Origin of the sequence: Nocardiopsis sp. SBT366 (assembly GCF_001083815.1) — a bacterium.
GTDB lineage: Bacteria > Actinomycetota > Actinomycetes > Streptosporangiales > Streptosporangiaceae > Nocardiopsis > Nocardiopsis prasina.
This window is the reverse complement of sequence record NZ_LAVM01000115.1, coordinates 1-14,708: the sequence shown is the minus strand read 5'-3', so window position 1 is coordinate 14,708 and position 14,708 is coordinate 1. Positions and strand designations below refer to the sequence as shown.

Genomic DNA, 14,708 nt, shown 5'->3' with positions numbered 1-14,708 from the left:
GGAACCCTACGCACCGAAGTGCGTCGGGGCCAAAACAAACATGGCTTAAAGAAAATCAAACACGCGCTGTTGAGTTCTCAAGAAACAATCACTCTTCCCGTACAAGCGCCAGAACCGAAGTTCCGCCTGCTCTTCCGGAGAAGGCTTTTTGCGTTTCCGCTGTTGTGTCTTTACTTTATCAGGTGTTCCGCGCCCCGCCAAATCGGCGGTTTGTGGCAGCGTTTCCGCTAAACACGAGATCGGGGTAAAGCCCGTTTTGCTTCGTTAGGTTCCGAGTTCCGACCTTGCGGCCTTTGTTCGTTTCCTTGAAGCGACTCTCCGAGTTTACATGGCCGGAGCAGTGCTCGAACCGGTGTGTTTCGGAGATTGTCTGACTCGAAGATCTGATCACGCCCACGGAGAACCCGTGTTCGTTTCGATCGAGAAGATCCTGATCCCCCCTTGCGGCCTTGGGCCGGTCGGAGGCGACTCGGAGAACATTACCCCTCGGCCCGGGGTCGCGCAAACGGTTCTGCGCATGACGCGGGTCACATCAGTTGAGGATGCTCCCGCCGCCCGTTCCCGGGGCCGCGTACAACCACTCCACCTCCAGTGACACCGCCGCCACCGTCCCCGGGGAGTACGCCGTGAGGGCCTCGGGGCCCACGAAGGACGCGGCCACCTGGGCGATGGTCGGGTTGTGCCCGACCACCAGGATCGTGGCGGCGTCCGCGTCCGCCTGGTTGATCAGCTCCAGGAGATGGTCCACCCCTGCGAGATAGGCGTCCTCCGAGTAGTCGACGGCGGTCCCGCGCCCTCCGGTCGGGTCCATGGCTCCGAGGACTCCGTCGAGTGTCTGCCGGGTGCGCCTGGCCGTCGAGCAAATCACGTGGTCCGGTGCGTGCCCGAGCTCGGCGAGCAGCACTCCCGCCCGCCGTGCCTGTTCCCTGCCCAGATCGGTGAGCGCGCGCTCGTGGTCGGTGCCCCCGTGACCGTCCTCCGCCTGTGCGTGGCGCATGAGCAACAGTGTGCGGCTCATGGCGTCAACACCGTCGCGACGATGGCGAGCAGGGCCATGAAGCCCACCATCGCCCCCACGATGACCAACAAACCCTTCATCCCGGACAAGGCCAACTCCTTCGACTCCGGCTACCCCTGCTGTCTGACCGCTCCGCCGGGTACCGCACGGACGCGTTCCCTCAGGTTAGGTGCGCCCCCGCGGACCGGTGCGGCGCCCTCACCCCAGGACGCGGCGCGGCCGCCCGGGTCTCCCCGAACGGCCGCGCCATCGCATCGGACCGGCCTCGCCCCCACCGGCCTTCCCACCCCTCGTACTCAGTGGGGGTGGGGTCCGGTCAGGTGCTCCGGTCCGGGTCTCAGCCCTGGTTGGTCTCCCCCGCCCGGGCCTCCTCCCTGGGTCCGCCGTCCTCGTCGGCCGGGTCGGCGACGTCACCGCTCACGGCGTCCGCGCCCTGCTCCCCGCCACCGGAGACGGATCCGTCTCCGGCCTCCGGGGCGCCCTTGGGAGCGGAGGCCCCGCCGGTCTCGGCGAGGTCGGTCTCGGTGCCCGACCCCCGGTTCTTCGACCACAGGACGGCACCGACCAGCACGCCGACCGCGACCACGGTGACCGCGACCCGCAGGGCGACGTTGTCCGCGTAGATCACCACGCTGGGCGCGACGATCAGGGCGACGAGGTTCATCACCTTGAGCAGCGGGTTGATGGCCGGTCCGGCGGTGTCCTTGAAGGGGTCGCCGACCGTGTCGCCGATGACGGTCGCCTCGTGGGCGGCGGAACCCTTGCCACCGTGGTGGCCGTCCTCCACGAGCTTCTTGGCGTTGTCCCAGGCACCGCCCGAGTTGGACAGGAACACCGCCATCAGCACGCCCGCGGCGATCGCGCCGCCCAGGAAGGCGCCGAGCGGGGCGTACCCGAAGGCGAAGCCGACCGCGATGGGTGCCAGGACCGCGAGGAGGCCGGGGGTGACCAGCTCCCGCAGCGAGTCCTTCGTGCAGATGTCGACCACCCGCGCGTACTCGGGCTTCTCCGTGCCGTCCATGATCCCCGGGCGGGTGCGGAACTGGTTGCGCACCTCAAGGACCACACGCTGGGCGGCGCGGCCGACGGCCATGATCGCCAGACCGGAGAAGAAGAACACGACGCTGGCGCCGATGATGACCCCGACGAGCACGTCGGGCTGGTCCAGGGAGAGGGAGAAGACCTCCGTGTCCCCGAGGCGTTCCTGGACCGAGGTGCGGAAGGCACCGAAGAGGGCGGTGGCGGCCAGGACCGCCGTGGCGATCGCGATGCCCTTGGTGATGGCCTTGGTGGTGTTGCCGACCGCGTCGAGGCCGGTGAGGATCTCGGCGCCCTTGCCCTCGACGTCCCCGGACATCTCGGCGATGCCCTGGGCGTTGTCGGAGACCGGGCCGAAGGTGTCCATCGCGACGATGATGCCGACCGTGGTGAGCAGTCCCGTGCCCGCGAGGGCGACGGCGAACAGGCTCAGGGTGATGGACCCGCCGCCCAGCAGGAAGGCGGCGTACACGGCGCCGGCGATGAGCAGTGCCGAGTAGACGGCCGACTCCAGGCCGACGGAGATGCCGGACAGGATGACGGTGGCCGCACCGGTCTGCGAGCTCTCCCCGATGTCCCTGACCGGACGCTTGTCGGTCTCGGTGAAGTAGCCGGTGAGCAGCTGGATGGCGGCGGCGAGCACGAGGCCGATGAGGACGGCCGCGACCGCGATGAACCTGGGGTCGGGGTTGGTCCCGGCGTCGGAGATCTCCTGCAGGACGGTGTCGCTGACCCCGGACATCTGCTCGAAGCTGCTGGGCAGGTACCAGAAGGCGGTGGCCGTGACCAGGACGGCGGAGATCGCGGCGGAGATGAAGAAGCCCCGGTTGATCGCGGTCATCGCGCTCCGGTCCCGGGTCCTGGGCGCCACGATGAAGATGCCGATGATGGCGGTGAGGACACCGATCATCGGGACCAGCAGCGGGAAGACCAGGCCCTCGGTGCCGAAGGCGACACGGCCGAGGATGAGCGAGGCGACCAGCACCACGGCGTAGGACTCGAAGAGGTCGGCCGCCATGCCCGCACAGTCGCCGACGTTGTCACCGACGTTGTCCGCGATGGTGGCCGCGTTGCGCGGGTCGTCCTCGGGGATGCCCTGTTCGACCTTGCCGACGAGGTCGGCACCGACGTCGGCGGCCTTGGTGAAGATGCCGCCGCCGACACGCATGAACATCGCGAGGAGGGCGGCGCCGAAGCCGAAGCCCTCCAGGACGATGGGGGCGTCTCCCCGGTAGAGGAGGACGACGAGCGCGGCACCGAACAGGCCGAGGCCCACGGTGATCATGCCCGCGACGCCGCCGGTGCGGAAGGCGATCCGCATGGCGGTGTGGTTGTCGCTCTCCGTTCCTCCCCGGGCGGCGGCCGCCACCCGGACGTTGCCGCGTACCGCGAGCCACATGCCGATGAACCCGGTGGCGGCCGAGAGCAGCGCGCCGAGGGCGAAGAAGACCGACCGGCCGACCGCGATGGCCCATGTGTCGGCCGGGAGCAGCAGCAGGAGAAGGGGAATGGCGACGACGAACACCGCGAGGGTGCGGAACTGCCGTTTCAGATAGGCCGCGGCGCCTTCCTGTACCGCGACCGCGATGTTGCGCATTCGCTCGGTGCCCTGGCCGGCGGCGAGTACCTCACGAACCAGCATCCCCGCGACGGCGAGCGCCAAAAGCGCGACCACCATGACGAGGATGACGAGTGTGAGGTCCCGACCCTCCAGTGCCAGTGCCATGCCACTTCCTGTGGCGAGGTTGAGCCCAGACAATCCGTCCTCCTTGAGACGGGCACGTCCTTTTCGGCCCCTGTTCGAAGGTGCGCGGGACGTCGGGCCTCGTGGGCTCCGGTGCCGCGCACCGCCGTGGACGTACCGCCGTCCGTAAGGCTCCTGAACTGGCTCGACGGCACGCTTGCCGGGGTCGAAGCGGTGCCACCTTCCTGTGTGGTGAACGCCGCCCGCAGTCACGCACGCGCGGACGGTGATCCGGGGATTCTACGCACGGAAGGGAATAAAGCAGAGAGCCGGTTCGGCATTTGCCCAAGAGAGATTAAAGATGTGATCTCACGGTGATACTGGGAATCGGATAAATGCCTTTAGTGACATTATTGGGCTTGCATAGCCTCGCATAACACGTTAACTTGATGTTAACGTTAAAGTACACATAAAGTCAGGAACAGGGAAGTTGTCCCTTTGGCCTCATCCCACCCATCAGCCCCGCGCACAACATCAGGCCCGCGTTCGCGTGCGGTGTCACGCACGGAACGCTGGCGCGAGGCGGTGGGCCCCTCTCTGAGAAGGGCGGAGAAAGGGGTTTCGGTCCGAGCGGAACTACGCGCGGAGCAACCGCATCCCCGAGGAGTCGATCCCGTCCCCCGAGGTCGCCCTGCCGGAGTCGAGATCGTCGGCCAGCCCTCGTGCGAACGCGGCCACTCCGTCCACGTCGACACCGTGGGGCGCCTCCGGCCCGAAGGCCTCCACGCGGTCCGCGCCGCGCCTGAGCAGCCGGGCGGCACCCACCCTGTTGCCGCGCTGGGCGTGGGTGACGCCGACGGCCGTCTGCGCGAGGCCCCGCCACAGCTCCCGCTCCGGTTCCGGCGCGGACTTCCAGACCGCTTCGAGCACCTCGTGGGCAGTGAACGCGAAGCCGCCGTCCAGCAGGAGCTGCGCCTCCGCGACACCCTCCTCCACGGTGAACTCCGCGTCGTCGGGCACCCGGTCGACCTCACCGGCGCTGCCGTGCGGCATCGGACGGCCGTAGCGGTCACGCGGGCGCTGGTTCTGCGCCTGCCCGGACTCGTTGCGATCGCGGACGCCGTCCGCCCCGGGTCGGGATCCCCTGGTCATACGTTCCTCACCGCCGTTCGCCGTCGACGCCCCGTTCCCCGGCGACGCCGATCCCACCGTCGACTTCCCGCAACCACCCTACGAGAGCGCGTTCCACTTCGCGCGGGCGCTCCTCGTGCGGGAAGTGTCCGGCGCCGGCCACCTCCACCCACCGGAAGGGGCCACGGACGAACCGCTCGGAGGAGCGGGCCGTCCCGGGCGGGCACACCGGATCCAGGGCACCGTGCAGCTGGAGGACGGGAACCCGCACCGGGCGGCGCATGCTCCTGGCGTACCTGAACCCGTCCGCGCGAAACCGCGACCGGAAGATCCAACGGTGGTACTCCAGCGAGCAGTGCGAGACCTTCGGGATGGCGAACGCGAGGCGGTAGCGCTCCTCCGTCTCCCGGTCCGGCCAGCCGGGGGCGGACCAGGAGTCCAGGAGTTCGCCCACCCGGACGCAGCCGTCGGCGAGGAGGCGGTGCTCGGGCAGGACCGGCACCTGGGCGCGGAGCATGTGCGGGGTGCCAGGCCCTCCGGAGAACAGGACACGTGCGGCGCGGCGGGGGTGGGGCGCGGACACCGCCGCCAGGGCACGGACCGCACCGGGGTGGTGGGCGGTCATGGTCCAGCCCACCAGTCCGCCGACCCCGTGGCCGACCACGGCGGCGTCCGCCGCTCCGAGCGCGCGCACCAGGCTCGCCATGTCCTGGGCCAGTCCCACGAGGTCGTAGCCGCGCGGTGTCTTGTCGCTGGCTCCGTAGCCGCGCAGGTCGACCGCGACGGCGCGGTACCCGGCCTCGGCCAGGCCGGTCAGCTGGGTGCGCCAGGCCCACCAGAACTGGGGGAACCCGTGCAGGAGGAGGACGAGGGGACCCTCACCGAGCTCGGCCACGTGGAACCGGGCACCGGCGGCACTGATCGTCCGGTGGGTCCAGGGGCCGTCGACGTAGGCGGCCGAGTCGTCCAGCACCGGCGACTAACGGCCGGCGGGTTCGGGCGCCTCGATGTCCGAGGCGGCCTCGACCGACCCGTTCCCGGGCGGGCGGATCTCGCCGCGCAGGATGCCCATGAGCCGGGAGGTGGTGAGCGCCGTGCGGGCCAGGCCCTGGCGGCGGCGCAGGTTGATCACGGCGACCAGGATGAGGACGGCGGCGATCAGCAGGTAGAAGCCGGTGACGGTCAGGAAGGAGAGCCAGAAGGCCCACCCGGCGACCTCGGCGAGGAAGAGTCCCGCGGTGACCGAGAACAGGATCAGGACGAGGTGGAGGACGAAGGCCGCGGCCCCGAACTCGCCGACGCTCTTACCGATCCTCGTCGCGTCGGCCTTGGCCTCGAGCCTGGCGAGCCTGAGCTCCAGCCGCACGATGCGGGAGAGGTTGTCGGTGGCGTCGGAGACCAGCTCACCGATGGAACGGTCGGAGTCGCTGGCAGTGCCAGGTCGACCGGTACCCGGCTTGTCCACCATCGTGGGGGTTCCCTTCTCTCGGTCCGTACACGCGGATGATCCTCCGCATCCTCGCACATGCCCTCCCACCCGTGTCTCTCACGGCACGCAAAACCCGGGGCTTCGGTTTCGTCACGTGGGTGAGCGGGAACGGCGCCCCGTCCCTTCGGAAGGGGCGGGGCGCCGTGGTGTCCGGGCCGGACGGCGGCTCGGCGAGTGTGCGCGACGTCGGGCGGTCAGACCGTTCAGTCGCCCTTCTTGGCGGAGGGCAGCTGCTTGGCGATCACGTCCATGATCGACGAGTCGGTGAGGGTCGAGGTGTCACCGATCTCGCGCTCCTCGGCGATGTCGCGCAGCAGTCGGCGCATGATCTTGCCGGAACGGGTCTTGGGCAGCTCGGGAACGGCGAGGAGCCGGGCCGGCTTGGCGATGGGGCCGAGCGAGTTGCCGACGTGGTTGCGCAGTTCCTGCACCAGGTCCGCCGGGACCTCCTCGGCACCGCCCCGCAGGATGACGAAGCCGACGATGGCCTGGCCGGTCACCTTGTCGACGGCGCCCACGACGGCCGCCTCGGCGACCTTCGGGTGGGCTACCAGGGCCGACTCCACCTCGGTGGTCGAGATGTTGTGGCCGGAGACGAGCATGACGTCGTCCACGCGGCCGAGCAGCCACATGTCGCCGTCCTCGTCCTTCTTGGCCCCGTCGCCCGGGAAGTAGAGGCCCTCGAAGCGCGACCAGTAGGTGTCCTTGTAGCGCTGGTCGTCGCCCCAGATACCGCGCAGCATGGAGGGCCACGGCTCGCGGATGACGATGAAGCCGCCCTCGCCGTCCGGGACGGATTCGCCCTGGTCGTCCACGACGTCCGCGACGACGCCCGGGATGGCGCGCATGGCCGCTCCGGGCTTGCCGGAGGTGACGCCGGGCAGCGGGCTGACCATGATCGCGCCCGTCTCGGTCTGCCACCAGGTGTCGACGACCGGGGTGTTGCCGCCGCCGATGTTCTCCCGGTACCACATGTAGGCCTCGGGGTTGATGGGCTCGCCGACCGAGCCGATGACCCGCAGGCTGGACAGGTCGTACTCGGCGGGGATCTCGTCGCCCCACTTCATGAAGGTGCGGATCGCCGTGGGCGCCATGTAGGCGATGGTGACCTTGTACTTCTCGATGATCTCCCAGAAGCGGCCCTTGTGCGGGGTGTCCGGGGTGCCCTCGTACATGACGACGGTGGCCGCGTTGGAGAGCGGACCGTAGACGATGTAGGAGTGGCCGGTCACCCAGCCGATGTCGGCGGCGCACCAGTAGACGTCGGTCTCCGGCTTGAGGTCGAAGACCGCCCAGTGGGTGTAGGAGGCCTGCGTGAGGTAGCCGCCGGTGGTGTGCAGGATGCCCTTGGGCTTCGCCGTGGTGCCGCTGGTGTACATGATGTACAGCGGGTGCTCGGCGTCGTGCGCCTCGGGGGTGTGCTCGGTGCTGGCGGTCTCGACGGCGTCGTGCCACCACACGTCGCGCTCGTTCCACTCGACGTCCTGGCCGGTGCGGCGCACGACGAGGACGTTCTCGACGGCGGGGCGGTCAGCGACGGCGCCGTCGACGGCGGGCTTGAGGGCGCTGGGCTTGCCGCGCCGGTAGCCGCCGTCCGCCGTGATGACGAGCTTGGCCTGGCTGTCGTCGAGGCGCTGGCCGAGGGCGTCGACGGAGAAGCCGCCGAAGACGACCATGTGCACGGCGCCGATGCGGGCGCAGGCGAGCATGGCCACGACGGTCTCGGGGATCATCGGCATGTAGATGGCGACGCGGTCGCCCTTGGTCACGCCGAGCGAGGTGAGGGCGTTGGCCGCCTGGCACACCTGGTCCTTGAGCTCCGCGTAGGTGATGGCGCGGGTGTCGCCGGGCTCCCCCTCCCACTGGAGGGCGACGCGGTCACCGATCCCGGCCTCCACGTGCCGGTCCAGACAGTTGACGGAGGCGTTGATCTGCCCGCCGACGAACCACTCTGCGTAGGGCGGCTTCCAGTCCAGGACGGTGTCCCAGGTCCGCTCCCACTGGAGCCTCCGGGCCTGCTCCTCCCAGAAGCCCAGGCGGTCACCGTCGGCCACGTCGTAGGCGTCCGCCTTGACGTTGGCGTTCGCGGCGAGGTCCGCCGGCGGCGGGAAACTCCTGGTCTCGTGGAGAAGGTTGGACAGTGTCTCCTGGCTCGGGGGAGTGCTGTCGGCCACTGTGATTCTCCTTACGTTGGCTTTGGGTCCAGACTAATCATGTGGTCCATACCGGGGGAACAGCCGGGTCCGCGTCCAGCGGCGGCGCGGCGCGGGCGCGCGACGAACGGTCGGCGAACGGTCACCGGTCCGCGACGAGCGGTCCCTGTGGGACCGGTGCGGGCCGTGGAGCGCACGGTGTTACCGACGCGTAGTGTTGGCTTCCGTGAGCGAATCGACTTCTGCATCCCTGTCCGACCCACTGTCCCGGATCGCCGGCCTCCCCGGGGTGAGCGACGCGGTGAACGAGACGCGGACCCTGGTCGACAGGCTGCTGGGACACCGCATCCTGCGCCGTCGGAGCAGCGACGTGTCCATGGAGTCCTCACTGCGGGGCGCGTGCGCGTCGGCCGCTTTGGAGGGCGCCGAGGTCTCGATGGACGAGATCCGTGAGGGCCACGTGTACGACACCCGGATCAAGGGCGCGCTCCGTATCGGGGGTGAGCTGGGCACGATGGTGGACACCTGGCCCCAGGCCCCTCGGCAGGCGCTGGCGCGACTGCACACGCTGGCCGCGGCGGACGCGGTGTCCGAGGACGCCCTGGGCCGACCCCGCTTGGAGGGTGAGCGGGTCGAGGACCCGCTCGACCTGGGTCCGGCGCCGAGCGCGGCGGAGGCATCGGCTCGCCTTGAGGGCCTGTACGCGCTGCTGGGCGCGCGCACGAGCGTTCCGGCCCTGGTGACGTCGGCGCTGGTGCACGGCGAGCTGATGGCGATCCGGCCGTTCGGCTGGGGGGACGGGTTGGTGGCGCGCGCCGCCGAGCGGCTGACCCTGGTGGAGCGGGGCCTGGACCCCAAGTCCCTGGTCACGTCCGAGCTGGGCCACCAGACGCTGAGGGACGAGTACGCCCCGGCGCTGCGCGGGTACATGACCGGCACCGCCGAGGGCGTGGCCGCGTGGGTCGCGTACTGCTGCCGCGCGGTACGGGCCGGCGCACAGGACTCCCTCGCCACGTGTGAGGCACTCAAGCGCGGGTGATCCCGAGGCGGAGACCGAACAGTGTTCGTTCATACCGCACTTCGGGGCGCCCTCGGATATTCGGCAGTTCACCCACTTCGTTGATTTACCAACAAGTAGTAACGCGAACGCGTCTCGTTTCGATCACGCTGACCGTGCGCGAATGTTTCCTGATTGCTCACGCACATGCACGTGCATGCGAACGGCACTCCAGATGACCGTCCGGGGTGCCGTTTCTGATGTGCCGGAGCGAGTTAGCGGACATCACCACAAGTGGCCCCACCTGGTAAAACGTGGCTCCGTCAAACCTGGGCAGGCCCTGTGATGGCCGACGGAACGCGGCTTCTCGACCCGTACCTCACCTCGGACCAGAGCCACCCTCTCCTTTGTTTGCAGGCCGAGGACCCTTCTTCGAAAAGGTGGTGGGGCGGAGTTTTTCTGTTGGATTCCCGAACTCATAGACAGTGTCCCGTGATAGCGTCTGTTCCGGAGTTGCGCGAAGGGTCGACTGCGACGGGCCGAAAATCCGGGCTTACTGTCTTTATGGACACAAGCCGCCAATACGGACATTGCGCCTGCGGAACTGTGTCGCCGTCGTTCCTCGCGAGAAGCACGAACCCGGACACCTCACACGGGGTCCCGCGTGTTCACGCCAGCGCTCCCGACGGACCCTTCCCCGGAGAGCGGACTCCGGCCTGTCCCCCCGAGGCCGGAACCGAGTGGCCCCCAGTTCCCCCTGTGGGGGCCGCTCGACGTCCTCCGCTCCGTCTCACCTGACGGGCCGGGACACACGACAGCCCCCGTACGTGTGTCCCGCCCGCCGGGTGGGGCAGGATCCGGCCTCCGCCGCCTCCTCCTCAGTCGGACCCCGACCGTTCCGCGACACCGCACCGGGTTATCCACAGATCCGAAACGGTGGCTTCCGCCGCGCCCCCGGTTCGGCGAAGGTCGAAAGGGCAGGTTCCCGCCCTTCCCGGAAGGTCCGATGGACGTCCCGCAGCGCACCCTGATCGCCACCGCAGACCCCGCCCTCCTCGACGACCTCCTCCGGCTGACGGCCGCGGCCGCCACCGAGGTCACCGTCGCCCCCGACCCCGACCAGGCCCTGCGCGCCTGGGGCCGCTCCCCGCTCGTCGTGGTCGGCCGCGACCTGGACCACGCCCTGCGCGCGGCCGGGCCCCCACCCCACCCCCGCGTCGCGGTGGTCGCCCACGGCACCGGGGACACCCGCGGCGACGGCGTCTATCTGCTGCCCAGGGACGAGTCGGCCCTCGTCGACCTCTTCTCCTCCGTCTCCGACCGCTCCCCCGCTCCCGTGGTGTCTGTCGTCGGCGGCCGGGGCGGCGCCGGAGCCAGCCTGCTGTCGGTCGCCCTGTCCCTCGCCGGTGAGCGGGCGGGCCTGGCCACGGCCCTGCTCGACGCCGACCCCCTGGGCTGCGGGCCCGACATCTACCTGGGCTGCGACCACGCCGACCCGGCGGCCCAGACCGGATGGGCGGACCTGCTCCGACAACGCGGCCGGGTTCCCTGGCGCACACTGCGCGACGGCCTGCCCAGGGTCGGCCGGGTGGACGTGCTCACCTGGGCCCGGGGCAACGGCGCCGAACAGGGTCACCCGCTGCCGGTCGGGGCCGCGCGGGCCGCCCTGGACTCCGCGCGCAGGGGCACCGACCTCGTGGTGACGGACCTGCCCCGCTGCTTCGACCCGGGCACCACCGTCTTCCTCAACCACTCCACCCTCGTGCTCGTGGTGGTCCCCGCCGACGTGCACTCGGTGGTGTCCGCCGCGCGCATGACCCACCGCCTGCGGCAGGAGACGACACGGGTGCGGGCGGTGGTGCGCGGCACCAGGGGCGGCCTGTCCACCGGGGTGGTCACCACGACCCTCGGTGTGGAGCTCGGCGCCGACCTGCCACCGGAACCGGGCCTGTCCCGAGTGCTCCGCGTGGGTGAGGTCCCCGCCAGGCACCCCCGGTCCCCGCTGGCACGCTACGCGGACCAGGTCGTGGGCTCCCTCGTCACCGAACGGGAGGCGCGGTGAACGCCGTCTGGGACCGACTCACCAACCGCGCGCCGACTCCGTCCGACACCCCGGGCACACCACAGGTGAACAGTGTGCTGGACCGGGTCCGCGACCGGTTCGTGGCCTCCGGCGCGCCGGTCACCCCCGCCAACGTCGCCGCCGCGATCCGCTCCGAGGGCGGTGCCCTGGGCGACCGCGAGCTACTCGCGATGACCCGTCGGCTGGCCGCCGACCTGTCCGGTGCCGGGCCCCTGGAGGAGCTGCTCACCTCGGACGTCACCGACGTCCTGGTCAACGGCCCGGACCAGGTGTGGGTCGACTCCGGGGAGGGTCTGCGCCGGGTCAGGGACGTGCGCTTCGCGTCCGAGGACGAGGTGCGCAGGCTCGCCCAGCGGCTCGCCTTCCAGGCGGGCCGCCGCCTGGACGCGGCCGCGCCCTACGTGGACGCCCGCCTGCCCAACGGGGCCCGGCTGCACGCGGTGCTGCCGCCGATCGCCCCCGAGGGGGCCTGCCTCTCCCTGCGGATACCGCCCCGGAGGGTGTTCGGCCTCCGGGAGCTGACCGCCAGCGGCACCCTCACCCCCTCCGGCGCGGACCTGCTGCGCGCCCTCGTCTCCCACCGTGAGCCCTTCCTCGTCAGCGGCGGCACAGGGACGGGGAAGACCACGCTGCTCTCCTCCCTGCTGTCACTGGTGGATCCGGATGAGCGGATCGTGCTCGCCGAGGACTCCCCCGAACTGCGCCCCGAGCACCCGCACGTGGTGCGCCTCCAGACCCGGCCGACCAACATCGAGGGCAGCGGGGAGGTCTCCCTGGAGACCCTGGTCCGGCAGGGGCTGCGGATGCGCCCGGACCGGCTGGTGGTCGGTGAGGCGCGCGGTCCGGAGATCGTTTCGCTGCTCGGAGCCCTCAACACCGGCCACCGAGGCGGCGCGGGCACCCTCCACGCCAACGGGGCCGAGGAGGTGCCCGCCCGGGTGGAGGCGATGGGGTGCGCCGCCGGGCTCAGCCGGGGCGCGGTGCACAGCCAGCTCGCCGCCACCGGGGTCCTGGTGGTCCACCTGGTGAGGGACCACCGTGGGCGCCGCCTCTCCGAGATGAGGGTCCTGCGCCGGGAGCCCTCCGGGCTGGTGCGGGCCGAACCGGCGGTGGCCTTCACCGCGGACGGGCGCAGACACGAGCACCCCGGAGCCGAGGAGGTGGCCGCCCGCCTGGGCCGGGGGTGGCGGCGGTGACCCTCCTGGTGGTGTTCGCTCTGGCGGCCGCCCTGGCCTGGTCGGTGCCCCGCACCGGCTGGTACCGGTTGGCGGACCTCGTGCCACGGCGCCCGCGCGGTCCACTCCCCCGACCCTCCCTGGCACCGCTTCGATCCCTGCTCAACCGCCGGAACGAGGCAGCCGAGCGGCGGTGGGCGGTGGTCCAGCTCTGCCGGGTGATGGCGGCCGAGCTCCGCTCCGGGCAGCCCCCGGAGACGGCTCTGCGGGTCGCGGTGCTGGAGACCGGACCACTGGTCGGCGCGGTGTCGGACGTGGCCTCGCTCCGCAGAGCGGCCGAGCAGGACGCGGACCTGTGGGCGCTCGCCTACCTGGCGGCCTGCTGGGAGGTGGCGTCGGAGACCGGCGCCGGGTTGGCCGGGGTGGTGGACGAGCTGGCGGAGAGTCTGACCGAACGCGAGGAGCAGCGGGCCGAGGTGTGGGCGCGGACCGCCGGTCCGCGCACCACCGCCCTGGTGCTGTCGGGGCTGCCACTGGTCGGGATGGCGATGTCGGCGGGGCTGGGTGGTTCACCGCTGGTGTTCCTGTTCACCACGCCCGTGGGACTGCTGTGCCTGGGCGTCGGTGTGCTGCTCGATCTGGTGGGCGCCTGGTGGACCCTGCGCATGGTCCGAGGAGCGGTGAGGTGACCCACGGCGAAGTGGGCCAACCCCCGACGAGCCCGAGGTTCGCTCCGTCCCTGGACCCGAACACCGACGGGCGACCGTCTGATGCGCGCCGTTCCCGGGGGCGGGGCCGGAGCCGTGAGGGGCCGCTCGGCCGATTGGACGTTCGTGCCTGTCGGAGGGACCGGAGGAGGAGAGTCCGCAGGGGGCTGGAGGGCCGGAGAACGGGAGGGGTGGTGCGGCGGGTTTGGCGGGTGTGCCGGGTGCGCCGGATGTGGTGGCCACGACAGGCACGACAAGTGCGATGAGTGCGAGGAATGATCGTGTCCGCCGGACACGGGAGGAGGAGCGATGTTCTTCGAAGTGGCGGTGGTGCTGTGCGCGGCGGGGGCGGTGTGGGTCCTGTGCGGTTCGGACCGGCCGCACGTGCTCCGGCGGGTGCTCGGCACCCGGGAACACCCACAGCGGTCCGGCGAGCGGAGCTCCGTCAGGTGGCGGAGCGGACCGTGGCCGCGCGTCGCCGCCCTGGCCGGTACCGCGACGCTTCTGACGGCCCTCCTCGGCTGGGTGGGCGTGCTGGCCGCGCTGGCTGTGGGCGCCCACCTGTGGTGGCGGACCCACAGGAGAGGGGAGTCCGCCCGCAGGTTGCCGGTCACTGACGAACTCCCGGTGCTCATCGGCCTGATCGCGTCGGGGGTCCGGGCCGGGGCGACGCTCCCCGCCTGTCTGGGCGCGGTGTCCGGAGCGGCACGCGGCGACCTGGGCGCGGAGCTGTCGGTGGTGCGGGACCAGCTGCGGCTGGGCGCCGAGCCAGCCCTGGCCTGGCGGCGCTCCGCTCTGCCCGAACCCCTGGTCGCGGTCGGCCAGGACCTGGCCCGGGCCGCGGAGACCGGTGCTCCCGTGGCCGACCTGCTCGACCGACACGTGCGGGACCTGCGACGGCGGTCCCGAGCCGCCGCCACCGGGCGCGTCGAGAGACTGGGGGTCCTGGTCGTCGCCCCGCTGGGCCTGTGCTTCCTGCCCGCCTTCGTGCTGATCGGCATCGTGCCCATGGCCGCCGAGCTGCTGCTGGCCGCACTCGCGCACTGAGAGGCGGGTCGCGGCGGGGCCCCGCGCCCCCCCCCCCCCCCCCCCCCCCGGGGGGCGGGCCCGCTCCCCCCCCCCCCCCGCCCCGCCTCACCCCCCCCCCCCCGCGCGGGGGGGGGGGGGCAGCCCCCCCACCGCGGGGGCCCCCCCCCCCGGGGGGGCCCCCCCCCCCGGGGGGGGGGGGTGGGG

At 71.3% G+C, this 14,708-nt stretch carries 12 protein-coding genes; 6 read left to right on the top strand and 6 right to left on the bottom strand.

What is annotated here, in order from left to right; all coding sequences use genetic code 11:
* The coding region (locus ADX84_RS26840) for a hypothetical protein (RefSeq protein WP_234004185.1) at positions 1–231 on the top strand (231 nt) is incomplete at its 5' end.
* A gap of 301 nt (positions 232–532) precedes the next feature.
* Here ADX84_RS26840 and ADX84_RS23630 read toward each other — a convergent pair.
* The 6 genes from ADX84_RS23630 to acs form a co-directional block, all read right to left on the bottom strand.
* Positions 533–1,018, bottom strand: a complete 486-nt coding sequence (locus ADX84_RS23630) for a histidine phosphatase family protein (RefSeq protein WP_049579328.1) — start codon at positions 1,016–1,018, stop codon at positions 533–535.
* A 337-nt stretch (positions 1,019–1,355) separates the two neighbouring features.
* The gene (locus ADX84_RS23625) at positions 1,356–3,782 is read right to left on the bottom strand and encodes a sodium-translocating pyrophosphatase (protein WP_049579326.1); all 2,427 of its coding nucleotides are present in this window, start codon (positions 3,780–3,782) and stop codon (positions 1,356–1,358) included.
* 594 nt (positions 3,783–4,376) lie between these two features.
* A complete protein-coding gene (locus tag ADX84_RS23620) occupies positions 4,377–4,892 on the bottom strand; it encodes a DUF309 domain-containing protein (protein WP_049579323.1) in 516 nt (171 codons plus the stop codon).
* 7 nt (positions 4,893–4,899) lie between these two features.
* Positions 4,900–5,844, bottom strand: coding sequence for an alpha/beta fold hydrolase (locus tag ADX84_RS23615; protein WP_049579320.1), 945 nt, complete (start codon positions 5,842–5,844; stop codon positions 4,900–4,902).
* 6 nt (positions 5,845–5,850) lie between these two features.
* The gene (locus ADX84_RS23610) at positions 5,851–6,339 is read right to left on the bottom strand and encodes a phage holin family protein (RefSeq protein WP_049579317.1); all 489 of its coding nucleotides are present in this window, start codon (positions 6,337–6,339) and stop codon (positions 5,851–5,853) included.
* Between the two features lie 224 nt (positions 6,340–6,563).
* Positions 6,564–8,534: an acetate--CoA ligase gene (acs, locus tag ADX84_RS23605; RefSeq protein WP_049579314.1), complete on the bottom strand. Its 1,971-nt coding sequence runs from the start codon at positions 8,532–8,534 to the stop codon at positions 6,564–6,566.
* Positions 8,535–8,739: 205 nt separating this feature from the next.
* Here acs and ADX84_RS23600 point away from each other — a divergent pair, with 205 nt between their 5' ends.
* The 5 genes from ADX84_RS23600 (at position 8,740) to ADX84_RS23580 (ending at position 14,522) form a co-directional block, all read left to right on the top strand.
* On the top strand, positions 8,740–9,552 hold the full coding sequence (locus ADX84_RS23600) for a hypothetical protein (protein ID WP_049579312.1): 813 nt from the start codon (positions 8,740–8,742) through the stop codon (positions 9,550–9,552).
* A 964-nt stretch (positions 9,553–10,516) separates the two neighbouring features.
* The gene (gene ssd, locus ADX84_RS23595) at positions 10,517–11,572 is read left to right on the top strand and encodes a septum site-determining protein Ssd (protein ID WP_049579309.1); all 1,056 of its coding nucleotides are present in this window, start codon (positions 10,517–10,519) and stop codon (positions 11,570–11,572) included.
* A gap of 74 nt (positions 11,573–11,646) precedes the next feature.
* A complete protein-coding gene (locus ADX84_RS23590; RefSeq protein ID WP_369801137.1) occupies positions 11,647–12,789 on the top strand; it encodes a TadA family conjugal transfer-associated ATPase in 1,143 nt (380 codons plus the stop codon).
* Positions 12,777–13,457: a type II secretion system F family protein gene (locus tag ADX84_RS23585; RefSeq protein WP_053107332.1), complete on the top strand. Its 681-nt coding sequence runs from the start codon at positions 12,777–12,779 to the stop codon at positions 13,455–13,457. Before ADX84_RS23590 ends, ADX84_RS23585 begins: the two co-directional genes overlap by 13 nt.
* 327 nt (positions 13,458–13,784) lie before the next feature.
* On the top strand, positions 13,785–14,522 hold the full coding sequence (locus ADX84_RS23580) for a type II secretion system F family protein (protein WP_049579306.1): 738 nt from the start codon (positions 13,785–13,787) through the stop codon (positions 14,520–14,522).
* Positions 14,523–14,708: the final 186 nt, after the last annotated feature.